The 14,060-nt window shown below is 53.1% G+C and carries 13 protein-coding genes and 1 pseudogene; 2 read left to right on the top strand and 12 right to left on the bottom strand.

All coding sequences use genetic code 11. The features are described 5' to 3' along the window. Positions 1 to 263 precede the first annotated feature (263 nt). Positions 264 to 1,991: a thiamine pyrophosphate-dependent enzyme gene (locus BMX66_RS12645; RefSeq protein ID WP_090882738.1), complete on the top strand. Its 1,728-nt coding sequence runs from the start codon at positions 264 to 266 to the stop codon at positions 1,989 to 1,991. A 113-nt stretch (positions 1,992 to 2,104) separates the two neighbouring features. Further along, positions 2,105 to 2,605, top strand: a complete 501-nt coding sequence (locus tag BMX66_RS12640; RefSeq protein ID WP_090882736.1) for an MEKHLA domain-containing protein — start codon at positions 2,105 to 2,107, stop codon at positions 2,603 to 2,605. A 57-nt stretch (positions 2,606 to 2,662) separates the two neighbouring features. Here BMX66_RS12640 and BMX66_RS16160 read toward each other — a convergent pair. From BMX66_RS16160 to BMX66_RS12585, 12 genes and pseudogenes are all read right to left on the bottom strand, one after another. After that, positions 2,663 to 2,824 (bottom strand): annotated as a pseudogene (locus tag BMX66_RS16160) (IS3 family transposase); the annotation flags it as partial. 141 nt (positions 2,825 to 2,965) lie between these two features. Continuing rightward, positions 2,966 to 4,813, bottom strand: coding sequence for a glutamine--fructose-6-phosphate transaminase (isomerizing) (gene glmS, locus BMX66_RS12635; RefSeq protein ID WP_090882734.1), 1,848 nt, complete (start codon positions 4,811 to 4,813; stop codon positions 2,966 to 2,968). A 67-nt stretch (positions 4,814 to 4,880) separates the two neighbouring features. Then, positions 4,881 to 6,215, bottom strand: a complete 1,335-nt coding sequence (gene glmU, locus BMX66_RS12630) for a bifunctional UDP-N-acetylglucosamine diphosphorylase/glucosamine-1-phosphate N-acetyltransferase GlmU (RefSeq protein WP_369826988.1) — start codon at positions 6,213 to 6,215, stop codon at positions 4,881 to 4,883. A gap of 779 nt (positions 6,216 to 6,994) precedes the next feature. Further along, a complete protein-coding gene (locus BMX66_RS12625) occupies positions 6,995 to 7,414 on the bottom strand; it encodes a F0F1 ATP synthase subunit epsilon (protein WP_090882732.1) in 420 nt (139 codons plus the stop codon). 88 nt (positions 7,415 to 7,502) lie between these two features. After that, complete coding sequence (gene atpD, locus BMX66_RS12620) at positions 7,503 to 8,882, bottom strand: F0F1 ATP synthase subunit beta (protein WP_090882730.1); 1,380 nt, start codon at positions 8,880 to 8,882, stop codon at positions 7,503 to 7,505. Positions 8,883 to 8,912: 30 nt separating this feature from the next. After that, positions 8,913 to 9,794: a F0F1 ATP synthase subunit gamma gene (atpG, locus tag BMX66_RS12615; RefSeq protein WP_090882728.1), complete on the bottom strand. Its 882-nt coding sequence runs from the start codon at positions 9,792 to 9,794 to the stop codon at positions 8,913 to 8,915. Between the two features lie 3 nt (positions 9,795 to 9,797). Then, positions 9,798 to 11,339: a F0F1 ATP synthase subunit alpha gene (gene atpA / locus BMX66_RS12610; RefSeq protein ID WP_090882726.1), complete on the bottom strand. Its 1,542-nt coding sequence runs from the start codon at positions 11,337 to 11,339 to the stop codon at positions 9,798 to 9,800. Between the two features lie 12 nt (positions 11,340 to 11,351). Further along, positions 11,352 to 11,888 carry a F0F1 ATP synthase subunit delta gene (locus BMX66_RS12605; protein WP_090882724.1) on the bottom strand — a complete coding sequence of 179 codons (537 nt, stop codon included), beginning with the start codon at positions 11,886 to 11,888 and terminating at the stop codon, positions 11,352 to 11,354. A 3-nt stretch (positions 11,889 to 11,891) separates the two neighbouring features. Continuing rightward, complete coding sequence (locus BMX66_RS12600) at positions 11,892 to 12,362, bottom strand: F0F1 ATP synthase subunit B (RefSeq protein WP_090882722.1); 471 nt, start codon at positions 12,360 to 12,362, stop codon at positions 11,892 to 11,894. A gap of 35 nt (positions 12,363 to 12,397) precedes the next feature. Then, positions 12,398 to 12,670 (bottom strand): F0F1 ATP synthase subunit C, encoded by a 273-nt coding sequence (gene atpE / locus BMX66_RS12595; protein ID WP_074796793.1) that lies wholly within the window; start codon positions 12,668 to 12,670, stop codon positions 12,398 to 12,400. 68 nt (positions 12,671 to 12,738) lie between these two features. After that, the gene (gene atpB, locus BMX66_RS12590; RefSeq protein ID WP_090882720.1) at positions 12,739 to 13,545 is read right to left on the bottom strand and encodes a F0F1 ATP synthase subunit A; all 807 of its coding nucleotides are present in this window, start codon (positions 13,543 to 13,545) and stop codon (positions 12,739 to 12,741) included. A gap of 16 nt (positions 13,546 to 13,561) precedes the next feature. Then, positions 13,562 to 13,951 carry an ATP synthase subunit I gene (locus BMX66_RS12585; protein WP_090882718.1) on the bottom strand — a complete coding sequence of 130 codons (390 nt, stop codon included), beginning with the start codon at positions 13,949 to 13,951 and terminating at the stop codon, positions 13,562 to 13,564. Between the last annotated feature and the right edge of the window lie 109 nt (positions 13,952 to 14,060).

Raw genomic sequence — 14,060 nt, 5'->3', positions numbered from 1 at the left:
CAAAGCGACAAACTGCAGAGGGAGATAATGAAGATGAATACACCGCTAGTTAAAGAACGAGCAGTAGCGCATCAAGGGAAGGCTGAGCCCAGAGTCGAGTCCAAATTTTCCGTAAATTCGCTTCCCTCAGGTTCGATCACATACTTTCTTTAAAAATATTGCTACTAGATGTCGACAGACTTGTTCCCATGCACATGATCAAGAAAGGACGCTTGGCTCAACTGTAAGCAGAGAAATACAAACTGTTTATTTTTTCGAGGCCCATGATGAAGCCACCAGAACGCAACTTCGAGGACACTGGGTATGAGTTTTTGCTGACTACTCTGACTGAATGGGGCGTGGATTTGTATAGTGGTGTCACCGGCGGTGGTGTGTTCCATTTCTTGAAATATTTATCGCCTTTTAAACCGCACCAGCGCAATAATGTGGCCGAATTTCTTAGTCTTGGTGAATACAGTGCCGGCTTCGTCCCTCTGGGTTATTACTTGGCCAGTGGTAGAATAGCTGCTGCAATTGCCACCATGGGTGCGGCAACCAAGCTGCTTAGCTGCGGGTTAACTGATGCCAAATTGCATGATATTCCAGCCGTATACCTGGTTCCGATTTGCAGAGCCGGGACCGAAGGATATTGCCCGTTGCAGGATACTTCCCTCTACGGTAGTAATATCGTTCAGCAACTGCAGGCTGAATTACCCAATTCCGTTTTCGTGCTCGACAATACGGCCACGCTGACAGAAAAGCTTACGCAAGCAAAGGTGCAGCTGAATAACAGTAAACCCGTCGTGTTAGTGCTAATTCATGAAGTGTTGACTTCTCCATCGCCAGACCACAGGCCACCTGCTACTGAGCAGCAAATGGCTGTTGCCAATCCGGCTCCTTTTATTGAAGCCTTCCGTCAGGCCAGCGCAGGCCGCCGGGTTGTGGTTCTCGCAGGAGAAGAACTCGCACGTTATCCTGATGCAAATTACCTGACCACTCAGCTGTGTGCCAAACTTCGAGCGCCGATCGTCTGGAGCATCAATGGTGCAAACGCGGTCTGTCGAACCAATCCCTATGGGTACGGCTATATTTCATTTGGGGGCAATGATCGGGCGTTAACGCTCTGGCAATCACTGGGTGAAAACGATGTGTTGCTGGCTATTGGCGTTTGCCCCGATGAATATACCATCAATCTGCAAAAAATCTCCGCAGCTCATACTTTTTTTATTACCAATATCAGAGACGCTTACGGTCACATCGATAATGGTTTCAGCCACGTCTCGCGAGGCGCATATCAACATTTCTACGCGCCGCTTGACATAACTCTATGTGCCATTATTGAGGCCATCGAACAGCAGTCATTTCACAATAAACATGCTTCACCTGCTCCCAAAGAGTTAAATACCGGCGCGCTGCCCCTGCCAGGAAAAGACTACACTGACCTTGCCAAGTTGTATCAGCACCTTGATAGTTGGTGGCCTATTGACAGTATCGGTATTGATGACGTCTGTTTAGCCTATAAGGACCGCCAGTACGTCACGCAGCGGCCTAACAACAATATCCAGTTCTACTCGCTGTATCGAGGTTCCGCTATGGGGGGCGCTTATGGCGCCGCTATTGGTGCCAGGCTTGCTGCTCCACAAAAAACGGTATTTTTATTTAGCGGCGATGGTTGTTTCCGGCTATTTGCTGGCTGCCTTGGCGAAGCAAGAGAAATTGGCGTTGTGTTGTTCCTGTTTAACAATGCAAATTATTCTATTGTTGAGCAAGGGCTGTCCAAAATTATTCCAGATGTGCCGAATGAGTATTATCACTCACAGCTCTATTCGTTGGATTACTGTGCGATTGCACGTGCTTCTGGCTGGGAAGCAGAAAAGCTGAAAACTGATTTATCGAACCTTAACGGAATACTAAATAAACTCGAAAAACCGCCAGCCCGGTCCATGCTGATTGAGGTTTCCGTCGATCCGAGGCAAGAGTTGGGAAGTAATCCCCGTGTCAGAAATCTATAGTGGCAATGGACGCTATCATCGGCTTAATAGGATGTGTCGTTTAGTCTTATTGCTTATGTTAGTTAACAAAAAGAATCTACCACTTCGGCGGCTCACTCGTGAATGGAGTAAGTATGCTCAAGCTAGAACCACCAGATCAGACAAATAAATTTTATGAGTCGCATGTTGCCTTGCTTCTGGACAGTTACCAACGCCTGCTGAAACAGCCCTTGCTAGGAACGGTGGATGGGCAAGATCGGGTACGACAGCTGCTTGATGCCGATTTTGCATTGCTATCGCATAATGCCGACAGCGATCCTTCGTTTAATTACGCTAATCGAACCGCGCTGGAGCTATTCGAGATGCCTTGGGACGAATTGGTCGGTATGCCTTCCAGGTTTTCAACCGAACCGGTCAATCGGCAGGAGCGCGATCGGCTATTGGTTGAAGCCGGCAACGCGAAATATATCGACAATTATTCCGGCATTCGCATAACCAAGACAGGGAAACGTTTCCTGATTCAGCGGGCCCTAGTCTGGAATGTCTACGACAGTCAACTGCGTTATTACGGTCAGGCTGCTTGTTTTAGCAACTGGACATGGCTTTCTCCGACCGCTAGGCCAGTCCACCGGTGATTGGTATCCTTCAGGAGTTTATTGACGTTGAGCGTTAGGCCACAGTCTGTGTGGGCTTTACCCCATTTCCACGGACGGTTTTAGTTAAGTCTAAATCATGCTGCTGACGCATTCCAGTTGTCGACGCTTTCTTGGGTTGTGGAATCGCTCGATACAATATATCTGCCCTCGCTTCAGCCTGAGTTCGATACACCTGGCGCGGTGTATTCGCTCCCGTTTGCACCGCTTAGGCAGCTTCGCACCGTTCAAAACGGTATACATAAACACCTGCCCCTCTCTCCAGGCACCGTGATTGCTAGTTAATAAATATTTACAAGCAAACTTGGCATCTCGATCAGATCGAGCCGAGTTAGCGTCCGATTACTCCACAGTCACGGATTTCGCCAGGTTTCTCGGCTTATCCACGTCGGTACCTTTTTGCAATGCAACATGATAAGCAAGTAATTGCAGCGGGATGGTATGAAGGATGGGACTGAGCAAGCCGGCATGTTCCGCCAGACGGATGACGTGCAGACCTTCGCTTTCCTGAATACGGGAATCGGCATCGGCGAAAACATAGAGTTCGCCGCCGCGCGCGCGGACTTCCTGTAGATTGGATTTGAGTTTTTCCAGCAACGTGTCGTTGGGGGCTATGGCGACTACCGGCATATCCTTGTCGACCAGCGCGAGCGGACCATGCTTCAGCTCCCCGGCTGCGTAGGCTTCTGCGTGGATGTATGATATTTCCTTGAGCTTAAGCGCCCCTTCCATGGCGATGGGATAATGCATGCCCCGGCCCAGAAACAGTGCGTGACTTTTTTGGGCGAATCGTTCGGCCCAGGCTTTGACCTGCGGTTCAACCTGCAACGCATGCTGTAGCGCAACAGGCAGGTGACGCAGGGCGGCGATCATCTCGCGCTCGGCCTCGCCGGTTAATCTGCCCCGCATTTTTGCGAGTGTTATGGTGAGCAGCATCAGTGCGGCCAACTGCGTCGTAAATGCCTTGGTAGAGGCTACGCCGATCTCAGGTCCGGCACGGGTGAGGAAGCGCAAGTCGGTTTGCCGAACCAGCGCGCTTTCGGCCACGTTACAAATCGCAAGGCTGTAGCGATGCCCCATTGATTTGGCATAACTCAGAGCAGCCAGGGTATCGGCTGTTTCACCGGACTGGGAGATTCCTACCACCAGGGTGTTGGGGCCAACTGCCGGGTTACGGTAGCGGTATTCGCTGGCGATCTCGACATTGCAGGGGAGCCCCGCCACGGTTTCGAGCCAGTAGTGTGCGACGAGTCCGGCATGATAGCTGGTGCCACAGGCCAGTATAAGAATGCTATCGGTATTGTTGAAAACGTTCTCAGCCTCGCTGCCAAATAAACCTGGGGAAATGGATTGAGCGTTGATGACCATTTCCAGCGTATTCGCGACGACACCCGGCTGCTCGAAAATTTCCTTCTGCATGAAATGAGCATAGGGACCCATCTCCACCGCCTCGTTGGTCAGTTCACTCTCCTGCACCGAGCGAGTGACTTCCTTACGTGCATGATCGGGCAGGCAATTAACAATGCGATATTCATCGCGGTGCAATTCAGCTACGTCACCGTCTTCAAGGTAGATCATGCGCCGGGTGGCCTGCAGTAGGGCAGAAGCGTCCGAGGCCGCGTAGTTGCCGTTTTCGCCCAATCCCAGCAACAACGGCGCCCCGTTGCGACAGACGACGATACGTTCCGGCCGCGCCTCTTCCATTACCGCGATTGCGTAAGCACCCTCCAGCTCGCCTATCGAACGGCATACTGCTTCAAACAGATCGGGGTTTTTCCTGAGGTGAAACGAAATAAGGTGGGCGATAACTTCGGTGTCAGTATCGGAAGTGAACGTAAATCCGACGTTCTGCAAATGCTGACGCAGCACCTCATGATTTTCGATGATTCCGTTGTGCACCACCGCCACCCTTGATTTCTCACCGGAAAAATGTGGATGGGCATTACGCTCGGAAGGCGCGCCGTGGGTGGCCCAGCGGGTATGAGCGATGCCGGTCTCACCGCTGAAGTGTTGCTCGTCCGCGAGTTTGCTTAATTCCGCAACCCGTCCGGTGGTACGTAATCTATGCAATCCACCGTTGTTAAGCGCAATCCCGGCGGAATCATAACCGCGGTATTCAAGACGGCGCAAACCTTCCAGCAGGGTGGGAACAATATTGCTTTTTGCTACCGCGCCGACTATTCCACACATTTGAAGCTCTCCTCTCGACTATCTTTCCGGGAAAAACAATGTTGGGAGAATTCGTTCATCCCATATTTCATTTGTCGGCTTTCGATTTTTTGACTGGCCGTTGCCATCCCTCGATAGTCGTCTGTCTGGCGCGTGACAATGTCAACTGCTCCGGCGGCGTGTCTCGGGTGATTGTCGAGCCTGCGCCAATAGTGGACCCCTGCCCCACTGTTACCGGCGCGATGAATTGCGTATCGGAGCCCACAAAAACATTATCCTCGATAATCGTCTGGTGTTTGTTGGCGCCGTCATAATTGCAGGTAATCGTCCCCGCACCAACGTTGACATTTTTCCCCACTACGGCATCGCCGATGTAACTCAGATGATTTGCCTTGCTGCCGGCGGCAATGGCGCTATTCTTGACTTCGACGAAATTGCCTATATGAACTTCATCGGCCAGCCTGGTTCCTGGACGAATGCGGGCGTAGGGGCCAATGCGGCAGTTTTTTCCGATTTCAGCAGCTTCGATCAGGCTGAACGGTGCGATCACCGATCCCGCCGCTACTTTGACATTTTTCAGGATACTGTGAGCACCCACTTTCACGCCGTCGTCCAACTGCACGTCGCCCTCGAAAATGCAGTTGATGTCGATTTCGACATCTCTTCCGCAGACAAGTTGACCGCGAACATCAATACGGCCGGGATCTGCCAGGGTCACGCCCTGTTCCAGCAATTTTGTTGCGAATTCGTTCTGATAGACGTGCTCAAGCGCCGCAAGCTGCGCCTTGCTGTTGACGCCAACCGTTTCCCAGGCATAGTCCGGCTGTGTGGCTTCTACGTGGACACCATCCCTGACCGCCATCGCGACAATGTCGGTCAGGTAATATTCCTTTTGAACATTGTTGTTTTCCAGCTTATGCAGCCAATCGTGCAGATATTGATTCGGTATCACCATGATGCCGGTATTGATTTCGCGGATTTCGCGCTGCGATGGACTCGCATCTTTTTCCTCGACAATGGCGGCGATTTTGGTTGTTACACTATTTCGCACGATTCTACCGTAGCCGGATGGGTCAACCAGTTCCACAGTCAGCAGACCCAACGTCTTTTCGCCCGCTATCGCGATCAGTTTTTTTAACGTTTCGATGCTGGTCAGCGGGACATCGCCGTACAGCACCAGCGTCATACCATGTTTATCCAGGTGCGGCAGCGCCTGCATTAATGCATGGCCGGTGCCCAGTTGGGGCATCTGCTGTACCCAGGTAAGCGCCGGGTCGCCCATTGCCTGAGGCACAGCTTCGCCGCCATGTCCATAGACAACACAAATTCTCCGCGGCGACAATGCGCGGGCCGTGTCGAGCACGTGTGTCAGCAGGGGCTTGCCCGCCAATGGGTGCAAAACCTTGGGCAGTGCGGAGTTCATGCGCTTGCCGAGTCCGGCAGCGAGAATGACAATATTCAGTTTAGACACATCAATGAGAGGACGGTAAGGAATGTCGGACAAGCGACAGACAGCCTACTCCAGGCATACAGTCGCCATCAATGTCGCTTGAATTTAAAGAATGGCAGGGGTTTCATGCCAGCGTTTTTGCTAGGGTTAATTTATCACATAGCGCACTTGAACGCCAAGTGTGGTGTGGCACTAATAATGGAGTTGAACTTGCGTTATTCTCATTTGTTGTTGATCAGGTGGATATAGGGAAGTAGAAGTACAAACGTCGTACCGGCGGAAGCTGGTATTTAGTGACGTGCAAAACATGCCAATGTTGGTATGGACCCTTGGATTCCGGGTCAAGCCCGGAATGACGGGATTCATAGTATTACTGGATTCGGGCGTCGAGACTGAATGATGGGATTCTCGGCATTACTCGATCCAGGTCAGGCCCGGCATGGCGAAACACGCAGTATTTTGGCTCACGCGTGCGCGGCAATACTTCCGGCTGCACCTCGAGCCAAAGTCTTGGAATGACGAAACCGCCAGTATTTTGGTGCGGATGAATGATAAGTTCGCAGATGTTGAGTGGGAATTATGTGTACGCTTGCTCGCAAGCCCGGAATGACGAAGGTCGTGGTATTTTGTGGACTTTGGGTTGCGCCAGTTATTTGCGCTTGCCCCGATGTACCAGAAGCTTTTGGAAACATTTCTGTTTCATCCAACTAAAAAGGGCGGTTATTACCGCCCTTTTTTGGAGTCCGGGTTGTTCAGTGCCCGCGTTTCCGCAGTTTCTGAATCGCTGCCAGTTGCGCGATCGCTTCGGCCAGTTCAGCCTGTGCCCGTGCATAGTCCATGGAGGAGGACCGGTCTCTCATCGCTTCTTCCGCTCGTTTCTTGGCTTCAATCGCTTTCATTTCGTCGAGATTGGCCCCGCGCACTGCGGTGTCGGCAAGGATGGTCACCACATCCGGCTGAATCTCGAGCATACCACCGGAAACGTAGACCAACTCTTCTTCCTGAAGCGGCGCCTTGATGCGCACCGATCCCGGTTTGATCCGGGTCAGCATGGGCGTATGTTGAGGATAAACGCCTACTTCTCCCGCTTCGGCCGGCGCCACCAGGAACTCGGCAGGGCCGGAATAGATGGATTCCTCCGCACTGACAATATCAACGTGAAACACACCCATTTTAGTTCCCATTTATCATTTATTGTCCGGCCTGTTTTTGTCGCCGATAGCAGTTGCATTGCGAAGCCAGGCTCATGAAGCTATCTCGTTATTGTAAAGTTTTGGCTTTTTCGACCGCTTCGTCTATGCCGCCAACCATATAGAACGCCTGTTCCGGCAGGTGATCGTACTCTCCCGCAACGATGCCCTTAAAACCCTTGATGGTTTCTTTCAAAGACACGTATTTGCCGGGCGAGCCGGTGAATACTTCCGCAACGTTGAAGGGCTGTGAAAGAAAACGCTGAATCTTGCGCGCCCGCGCCACAGCCAGTTTGTCTTCCGGTGAAAGTTCGTCCATTCCCAGAATCGCGATGATGTCGCGCAATTCCTTATAACGCTGCAGGGTTTGCTGCACGTCGCGTGCGGTAGTGTAGTGCTCTTCGCCAACCACCAGCGGATCGAGCTGGCGCGAGGTGGAATCAAGCGGATCCACTGCCGGGTATATCCCGAGTGAAGCGATGTCGCGCGATAACACGACGGTTGCGTCAAGGTGGCCGAAAGTCGTGGCGGGAGACGGGTCGGTCAAGTCATCGGCCGGCACATAGACGGCTTGAATCGAAGTGATGGAACCGGACTTGGTCGATGTGATGCGTTCCTGAAGGCGGCCCATTTCCTCAGCCAGTGTCGGCTGGTAACCCACAGCGGATGGCATCCGGCCCAGCAAGGCCGATACTTCGGTACCTGCCAGGGTGAAACGATAGATGTTGTCTACAAAGAGCAGCACGTCGCGGCCTTCGTCACGGAAGAATTCCGCCATGGTCAGACCAGTCAGTGCCACGCGCAACCGGTTGCCAGGCGGCTCGTTCATTTGGCCGTAAACCAGCGCGACCTTGTCCAGCACGTTGGAATCTTTCATTTCGTGATAGAAATCGTTACCTTCCCGAGTCCGTTCGCCCACGCCGGCAAACACGGAAAACCCGCTATGCTCGATGGCGATATTTCGGATCAATTCCATCATGTTGACGGTCTTGCCCACGCCCGCGCCGCCAAACAGCCCTACCTTTCCGCCTTTGGCGAATGGACAGACCAGATCGATAACCTTGATACCCGTTTCCAGCAGTTCGGTAGAAGCGGAAAGCTCGTCGAATGCCGGCGCCTTCCGGTGAATCGACATGGTTTTTTCAGCACCGATAGGCCCCATCTCGTCGATCGGCCTGCCGAGGACGTCCATGATCCGGCCCAAGGTCTTGGTGCCGACGGGGACCTGAATCTGGTCGCCGGTATTCGATACCATCATGCCGCGACGCAGCCCATCAGAGGACCCAAGCGCAATCGTGCGCACCACGCCGTCTCCCAGCTGCTGCTGTACTTCGAGCGTCAGCTCCGTTCCCTCAAGCACAAGCGCGTCATACACTTTCGGCATCTCTTCGCGCGCAAACTCGACGTCGACCACCGCGCCGATACACTGAACAATTTTTCCCTGGCTCATGTTGTTCCCTAAAATGCTAAATCAAAATATTTAAACGGCTGCCGCGCCCCCGACGATCTCCGACAATTCCTTGGTAATGGCGGCCTGGCGCGATTTGTTGTAAATCAGCGTCAATTCATTGATCACATTCCCGGCATTGTCCGACGCGGCTTTCATTGCCACCATTCGCGCCGATTGTTCGGACGCCATGTTTTCTGTCAGAGCCTGGTAAATCAGCGCCTCGACATACCGCACCATGATGTCGTCTATCACAGGCTTGGCTTCAGGTTCGTAAATATAATCCCATACGCCGCGCTGACCCGTAGGGCCGTCACCCGCTTTGAGACGCTCGTCGGAAAGCGGGAGCAACTGTTCCATCACCGGTTCCTGTTTCATCGTATTGATGAAACGGTTGTAAAAAATATATACGCGATCGAAGCGATCCTGGGTGTAACCATCCAGCAAGACTTTTACGGCGCCAATCAATTTCTCCAGATCCGGCGCATCGCCCAGGCTTACTACGTGCGAAATGACATTGGCGCCAAGCCGGTTCATGAATCCGAGGCCCTTGTTGCCGATGCAGCACGCTTCGATCTGCTCGCCCTCCGCTTCCCAGGCCTTCATTTTACTTACCGCCATACGCAATACGTTCGTGTTGAGTCCACCACACAGACCCTTGTCAGACGTCACCACAACAATGCCGATCCGTTTCACCGTGTCGCGGTCCACCAGAAATGGATGTCGGTACTCGGTGTAGGCACGGCTCATGTGCGCAGCGACATTACGGATCTTGTCGCCATATGGGCGCGCTTTCTTCATGCGCTCCTGCGCCTTCCGCATTTTGGAAGCCGCCACCATTTCCATGGCGCGCGTGATCTTCTGCGTATTTTTTACGCTTTTGATCTTGTTACGTATTTCTCTGCTGCCGGCCATTGCTTAGTATGTTCCGTTCTTTTTGAAATCCTGAATCGCGTCGTCGAGTTCCTTCTCGGTCTCAGCGTTGAGATCCTTCGTGGTTTCTATTTTGTCCATGATGGCGCCGTACTTACTGCGGATGTGGCCTTTCAGCGCCGACTCGAACGCCAATGCACGCCTCACGTCGACATCGTCCAGATATCCCTTGTTGACGGCGAACAGGGTAATCGCCATCTCGGATACGCTCAAGGTGGCATATTGAGGCTGCTTCATTAATTCCGTGACCATCTTGCCGCGTTCCAATTGTCGGCGCGTAGCTTCGTCGAGGTCGGAGGCAAATTGCGCAAATGCCGCAAGCTCGCGATATTGGGCCAATGCGAGACGCACACCGCCACCCAGCTTTTTAATAACCTTTGTCTGTGCCGCGCCGCCTACGCGAGATACTGAAACACCCGCATTGATGGCCGGACGGATACCGGCATTGAACAAATCACTTTCCAGAAAGATCTGGCCGTCGGTAATCGAAATAACGTTGGTGGGAACGAAAGCAGTGACGTCACCCGCCTGGGTCTCAATGACCGGAAGCGCCGTGAGTGAGCCCGTTTTTCCCTTGACTGCGCCATTGGTGGCGTTTTCCACATATGCCGCACTGACTCGCGCGGCGCGTTCCAATAGACGCGAATGCAAATAAAACACGTCGCCAGGATAAGCCTCCCGTCCGGGCGGTCGCCGCAATAACAGCGAAATCTGCCGGTAAGCCCATGCCTGCTTGGTCAGATCGTCATAAATGATGAGCGCGTCTCTACCGGTGTCGCGGAAGTACTCGCCCATGGTGCAGCCGGAGTAAGGCGCAATGAATTGCAGCGCCGCCGACTCAGACGCGGTGGCAGCCACCACGATCGTGTATTCCATCGCTCCGTGTTGTTCAAGCTTGCGCACTACGTTGTTGATGGACGACGCCTTCTGTCCGATCGCGACGTAGATGCACGTCATGTTCTCGCCCTTCTGATTGATGATCGCATCTATCGCCACCGCCGTCTTGCCTGTCTGCCGGTCGCCGATGATCAATTCCCGTTGGCCGCGCCCAATCGGGACCATTGAATCAATGGATTTAAGCCCGGTCTGCACGGGCTGGTTCACCGATTGCCGCCATATCACACCCGGCGCAATTTTTTCAATCGGCTCGGAACGTTGCGTTTTGATCGGGCCTTTGCCATCGATCGGCTGCCCCAGCGAGTTAACTACCCGGCCTATCAGTTCTTCCCCTACCGGGACCTCAAGAATACGGCCAGTACATTTGACGATATCGCCCTCGGTAATGTGCTCGTATTCGCCCATGATCACCGCGCCGACAGAGTCGCGTTCGAGATTGAGCGCAAGACCGTAAGTATTGCCGGGAAATTCCAGCATCTCGCCCTGCATCACGTCGGAAAGGCCGTGAATGCGCACGATACCGTCGGTGACTGAAACAATAGTGCCCTGAGTGCGGACTTCCGCGGAGACGGCAAGTCCTTCAATTCTGCTTTTTATCAGTTCACTGATTTCGGATGGATTTAACTGCATTTCAAATAGCTCCTAGCTTTTAAGTGCAACAGCCATGGCTTCCAGTTTACCTCGCACAGAAGCGTCGAGCACTTCATCGCCGATCTCAACTTTCACCCCGCCTATCAATTCCGGATCGATACTTACCTTGGGTTCTATTTTTCGCTTGAACTTGATTTCCAGATCGGTCACCAGATCTCTCAATTGAGCATCGCTCACGGCAAACGCAGAAATAATGTTCGCGCTCAACACGCCTTCGTGGCGGGTCTTGAGTTGCTCGAACAACTCACTCACTTCGGGCAATATTTCGATTCTGCCATTTTCCGCCAGCAGCAAAACGAAGTTGCGGCCTTCGTCGTTGAGGTTGTCGCCGCATATGTCGAGAAGCAGTTCTCCCAGCCGCCTCGCTGGGACTTTTGGATTACCGATGAGCGACCGGACTTGGTCATCCGCAGCGATTGCCGCGGCAAGTTGCAACATTCCGGACCATGCAGGCAACTCGTCATTAGCTTTCGCCAACTTGAAAACCGCCTCAGCGTAAGGCCGTGCAATCGTGCGGGCTTCAGCCATCGCCTAGAGCTCCGCTTTGATGGATGCGAGCAAATCCGCGTGCGCTTTGGCATCCACTTCGCGGCGCAGAATTTTTGTGGCGCCCGCCAGAGCCAGATCCGCTACCTGTTGCCGCAGGGTTTCCCTCGCGCGGAATACTTCCTGCTCGACCTCCGCCTTGGCGCCCACGATAATGCGATCGCCTTCATCCCTCGCTGCCGCCTTCGCTTCTTCGACGATCTCGGCGGCGCGTTTTTCTGCCTGGGTAATGATATCGGTTGCCCGGTGCTTGGCTTCCCTCACCACATCGGCGGAACGATGGCTGGCCAATTCCAGTTCGTTTCTGCCCCGCTCGCCTGCCGCCAATCCGTCGGCGATGCTTTTCTGCCGGTTTTCGATGGCGCGCATCAGCGGAGGCCAGACGAACCTGACTGTGAACCAGATAAATATGGCGAACGCCATCGCTTGAGAAATGAGCGTGAAGTTGATATTCATGGCTAGCCTCTGAGAATGTTACCGAGCCGGCATTATTATTTGATGACGGCCAGCAATGGATTGCCGAACGCAAAGAGCATTGCCAGACCGACCCCGATAATAAACGACGCATCGATCAATCCGAGTAACAGGAACACTTTGCCTTGCAGGGTCGGCATCATTTCCGGCTGACGCGCAGCGCCCTCTAGGAAGCTGCTGCACATGATGCCGATACCGATACAGGCGCCCGCTGCGCCGAGGCCGATCATCAGGCCGATACCAATGCCTGTATAGGCCTGAATCATCGCCAAGTATTGCAAATTGTCCATCTCGTTTTCCTCTCGTCGTGGTAGTTAAATAGTGATTTGATAAACAGACGGCGTTGAATCACATTGAATCAATGAGACTCGTGCGCCATGGAAAGATAAACAACCGTCAGCATCATGAAAATAAACGCCTGTAATGTGACGATTAAAATGTGGAAGATTGCCCATCCTGCGCCTAACAGCGTTCCGAATACGGTGCCGGCCAAACCGGTAGCGGCCCACATGCCAAGCAGCAGGAAAATGATTTCCCCCGCGTAGATGTTTCCATAAAGACGCAGGGAGTGGGAAAGCGGCTTGGAAACGTATTCGACCAGATTAAACAGGATGTTGACCGGCCACAACAGGGGATTCTTGCCAAAGGGGGTGCAGACCAGCTCATGTATCCAGCCACCCAGCCCTTTGACCTTCACGTTGAAAAAAATCATCAGCAGCCAGACGGAGAGCGCAAGCGCGAATGTAGTATTCACGTCGGCGGTAGGAACGCTGCGCCAGTTGTGCAAGCCCAGCAATTCGTATACCGCTGCCATAATGTCTATGGGTAGGAAATCGACCGCGTTCATCATGAACACCCACACAAACACAGTGAGGGCTGCCGGGGCGACAAACGCGTGCCGGTCACCGTGGAAAGTGCTTTTGACCTGGCCGTCGATAAATTCGATGGCCAGTTCGACAAAAGCCTGGCGCTTGCTGGGAACGCCGGAGGTCGCCCCACGCACGACCCACCACAGGAAGCCGAAACTGACGATACCGATCAGCAGCGACATTACAAGCGTGTCGATATGCAATGTCCAGAACGCGCCTTCACCGACCGAACCTGTCAAGTTCGTCAGATGATGCGCCATATATGAAGTGGGGGTGAGTTCTGCGCCTGATGCCATTTTTTACCTGTTCAAACTATTTTATTCGTGCAACCTTTGCGTCATCCGTTACAAACAACGCCATGCCGAAAATCAGGACGGTAAGCGCGAATGTTCCGATGAACCCGACCGCGACAACATCTTTGTACAGTGTCAACACGAGCCACAGCAGGACAACCATAACGATGATTTTCACCGCTTCCGCTTTCAGTGCCGTAATCAATACGCCGCCCGCGGTGGAACCCTGGTACCGGGAGATAATTGCCGAAAAAGCAGCAGCGGAAATAATACTGACTACTCCTCCCAGCAATGCCGAAGCTGCACCGTGAAATCCCCACACCAAGCCGAGGGCCAACACCATTGCCCCCGTGACAATCAACTGCCAACGCATGACAATGCGAACTGGCTTGTTTCGTATCCAGGGCATATTTTTTGGCGTGTCAGAAAGCAACTGCTTGATGTGACATTAGGCGGGTTGCAAATCTCTTCTCGGAAGACCTGATTTTCGTTCCCAGCCGGCGCCTTCTTCGGTTCTT

This window comes from Nitrosovibrio sp. Nv6 (assembly GCF_900110495.1).
Taxonomy (GTDB): domain Bacteria; phylum Pseudomonadota; class Gammaproteobacteria; order Burkholderiales; family Nitrosomonadaceae; genus Nitrosospira.
The sequence above is the reverse complement of the archived record's forward strand: the minus strand, read 5'-3'. Positions and strand labels throughout refer to the sequence as shown.